A 3,579-nucleotide genomic window follows, 5' to 3' on the forward strand; every position below is an offset into this window, starting at 1 on the left:
TCCTGATTGACCGCACTGCCCCGTACCGTCGCCAGCACCTCATGCCCATTGCGCCGCGCATCCGACAACCGCTCCAGCACCAACCAACCGACACCCTCTGCCCAGCCGGTGCCGTCGGCTTCCGCCGCGAATGCCTTGCACCGCCCGTCCGCCGACAGCCCACGCTGCCGGCTGAACTCGACGAAGGTATTGGGGGTCGCCATGACGGTGACGCCGCCGGCCAGCGCCAAGGAGCACTCGCCCTTGCGTAGCGCCTGCCCCGCCTGATGGAGGGCGACCAGCGACGACGAGCACGCCGTGTCCACGGTCACGGCGGGCCCTTCGAGGCCGAAAACATAGGCGATCCGGCCCGTGGCGATGCTGCCGAGACTGCCGTTGACCAGATATCCCTCGAAACTCTTGGGTGCGGGCTTCAGCCGGGACGCGTAGTCGTTGTACATGACGCCCGCGAAGACTCCGGTGTCGGTGCCGCGCAACGTCTCCGGCACGATCCCGGCCCGCTCGAACGCCTCCCACGCCGTTTCGAGGAGCAGCCGCTGCTGAGGATCCATCGCGAGAGCCTCACGCGGCGAGATCCCGAAGAACTCCGCGTCGAACCCGGCCGCGCCATACAGGAAACCACCACTGCGCGTCGTCGACTTCCCGACCGCCTCGGGGTCCGGATCGTACAGATCCGCCACGTCCCAGCCCCGGTCACCCGGGAACTCCCCGACCGCGTCCACACCCCCCGCGACCAGATCCCACAAACCTTCCGGAGACACCACACCACCCGGAAAACGACAAGCCATACCGACAATCGCCAGCGGCTCATGAGCCCTGTCCTCGACATCAGCCAACTGACGACGGACCTGGCGCAGATCGGCCGTTGCTCGCTTGAGGTACTCGCGGAACTTGTCTTCGGTGTTTCCCACGGGGCGGACCCTTTCGAGGCGGCCTGGCATGCGATCGGATGGAACGGTGCGGAGGGAGTCCCTCAGACTTCCTGCACGTCAATGGCGAGCGAGGGACAGCTGCGGGCCGCCTTCTGTGCTTCGGCGTGCAGGGCCGGCTCCGGCTCAGGGTTGAGCAGCACGACGACTCCGTCCTCGTCCCGCTGGTCGAATACGTCCGGCGCGGTCATCGCGCAGATTCCGGACGAGCAGCACTCTTCTTCATTGATCGTGATCAGCAGACGGCTCACCACGTCACCTCCAGTCGGTGGATTCCGAATACCGTCGCGTCCTTGAAGGGAAGTTCCTCAGGAGGCGACACCAGGCGCAGTTCGGGTATGCGCCTGAAGAGCGTGTTGTAGACGATCTCAAGTTCCGCACGGGCGAGGTTCTGGCCGAGACAGGCATGGACCCCGAAGCCGAAGGCGACATGGCCCGACGTCTCGCGTTGCAGATTCAGCTCGCCCGGGTCGGGGAACACCCGCTCGTCGTGGTTGGCGGCGGCCGCCGAGGCGATGAAGCCCTCGCCGGCCCGGACGACGACATCGCCGACCTCGATGTCCTCCAGGGCCACGCGGGCCGTGGGGTAGTCGACGATGCTGAAGTACCGCAGGAGTTCTTCGACGGCGCCTGCGGTCAGTGTCGGATCGGCCGTGATACGGGCGAGCTTCTCGGGCTCGCGCAGCAGGGCCGTCACACCGAGCGAGATCATGTTCGCGGTGGTCTCGTGACCGGCGATGAGCAGCAGTACGGCGAAGCCGGTCAGCAGCTCTTTGTCGTAGATGCCTGCCTCCCGGTACTTCACGGCGAGTCGGCTCAACAGCGCGTCGTCGGGTTCCTTGTCCTTGCTGCTGACAAGGTCTCCGAGGAATGTGAGCAGGGCACCGAAGGCGTGCTTCCGCTCATCGGGGGTGCTGGCACGGTCGAGCAGGACCTCGGTGTACTTCTGAAAGACGTCCCGGGTCTCGTAGGGCACACCCAGCAATTCGCATATGACGAGCGAGGGAACCGGAAGTGAGAGTTCCTGGACCAGATCGACCGGGCGGGAGTTCCCGGAATCCAGAATCCGGGTGATGCACTCGTCGACGATCTCCTGAATCCGAGGACGGAGCCTGCGCATCCGGCTGGCCGTGAACTCGCTGGTGACCATTCGCCGGTGCAGTGCGTGCTCCGGCGAGTCCATCGAGAGCAGAAAGCCCTTTTGCGCAAAAACCCCGATGTCGGCGACGGTCGCGGGAAAGGCGGGGTGCGCCCGGTTCGAAGAGGTCGCCGGATTGCTCAGGAGGGTGCGCACATGTTCATGGCGCGTCGCCAGCCACGCTGTCCTGCCGTTCTGTAGAACGACATGGGACATCGGTTCCTCGGAACGCAGCCGCGCGTATTCGGCGGGCGGGCTGAAAGGGCATGTACGAGGCAAAGGAAAAGAAAGTTTTTCAGAGGTGCCGGGGTCGGTCATTTTGTCGACCTCTCGCTCGAACTATATGCATCCGTACGGTCAGGCTGAGAGAGCGTCGGGCAGCGTAGACATCGCTGCTTAACTCCTGCTAAATGGCGGCCGCTGTCGTCCGCCGCAGCTGCCGTGCACGCGCTCCTGCACCGATTTTCGGACGACGCTTTAGGTCGCATTAAGAGCAAGCCAAGGCCCGACCTGAAGGGTTACGAGCCGAACGGGTGGGCGCATGTAGGTCGGGCTGCCCCCCATGCACCGGTGCCCGGGTAGTTCGAGGGGATGGCTCTGCATGCCGACGACGGAAGACAAGCTCCGCGAGTACCTCAAGCGTGTGACGACCGATCTGCAGCAGACGCGTCGTCAGTTGGCTGATGTCGAGGACAAGGCTCATGAGCCGCTGGCGATTGTCGGTATGGCTTGTCGTTTTCCGGGTGGTGTGGTGTCTCCGGAAGGTTTGTGGGATCTGGTCGCGGGGGGTGTGGACGCGGTCGGGGAGTTCCCGGGTGACCGGGGCTGGGACGTGGCGGATCTGTACGATCCGGACCCCGAGGCGGTCGGGAAGTCGACGACGCGCAGTGGTGGTTTCCTGTATGGCGCGGCCGGGTTCGACGCGGAGTTCTTCGGGATCTCGCCGCGTGAGGCTCTCGCGATGGATCCTCAGCAGCGGCTGCTCCTCGAAACGGCGTGGGAGGCGTTCGAGCGGGCCGGGATCGTGCCGGAGACGTTGCGCGGCACCGACACCGGAGTCTTCGTCGGGGCCATTCCCCAGGACTACGCCCCCGAGGTCGGCCAGGTGCCCGGTGATGTCGAGGGCTACGTCGGCTCAGGCGTTCTGACCAGCGTCGCGTCGGGCCGTATCGCGTACACCTTGGGGCTCGAAGGGCCCGCGGTCTCCGTGGACACGGCGTGCTCCGCGTCGCTGGTCGCCCTGCACATGGCGGCGCAGTCCCTGCGCAAGGGCGAGACCTCGCTCGCGCTGGCCGGCGGTGTGACCGTGATGTCCGCACCTCGCATCTTCGTCGAGTTCAGCCGGCAGCGTGGGCTGTCGGCGGACGGGCGGTGCAAGGCATTCGCGGCAGGAGCCGACGGCACCGGCTTCTCCGAAGGTGTCGGTTGGTTGGTGCTGGAGCGGTTGTCGGATGCGCGGCGCAATGGGCATGAGGTGCTGGCGACGGTACGGGGCAGTGCGGTCAATCAGGA

4 protein-coding genes are annotated in these 3,579 nt (G+C 65.7%); 1 reads left to right on the forward strand and 3 read right to left on the reverse strand.

Annotated features, from left to right (window positions below):
* From ACGF8B_RS42025 to ACGF8B_RS42035, 3 genes are all read right to left on the reverse strand, one after another.
* Nucleotides 1-941: beta-ketoacyl synthase N-terminal-like domain-containing protein (locus ACGF8B_RS42025; RefSeq protein ID WP_392748207.1), on the reverse strand; the 941-nt coding region annotated here is incomplete at its 3' end.
* Between the two features lie 32 nt (nucleotides 942-973).
* Complete coding sequence (locus ACGF8B_RS42030) at nucleotides 974-1,171, reverse strand: ferredoxin (RefSeq protein ID WP_259927302.1); 198 nt, start codon at nucleotides 1,169-1,171, stop codon at nucleotides 974-976.
* A gap of 5 nt (nucleotides 1,172-1,176) precedes the next feature.
* The gene (locus tag ACGF8B_RS42035) at nucleotides 1,177-2,283 is read right to left on the reverse strand and encodes a cytochrome P450 (RefSeq protein ID WP_392748209.1); all 1,107 of its coding nucleotides are present in this window, start codon (nucleotides 2,281-2,283) and stop codon (nucleotides 1,177-1,179) included.
* A gap of 385 nt (nucleotides 2,284-2,668) precedes the next feature.
* Here ACGF8B_RS42035 and ACGF8B_RS42040 point away from each other — a divergent pair.
* A partial coding sequence (locus ACGF8B_RS42040) for a beta-ketoacyl synthase N-terminal-like domain-containing protein (protein ID WP_392748211.1) occupies nucleotides 2,669-3,579 on the forward strand: 911 nt, incomplete at its 3' end.

This window comes from Streptomyces sp. NPDC047917 (genome assembly GCF_043204345.1).
Lineage (GTDB): Bacteria > Actinomycetota > Actinomycetes > Streptomycetales > Streptomycetaceae > Streptomyces > Streptomyces sanglieri.

Coding starts and splice junctions, on each gene's coding strand:
- ACGF8B_RS42035 (WP_392748209.1), bottom strand. CDS start 2,283: ATGTCCCATGTCGTTCTACAGAACGGCAGGACAGCGTGGCTGGCGACG.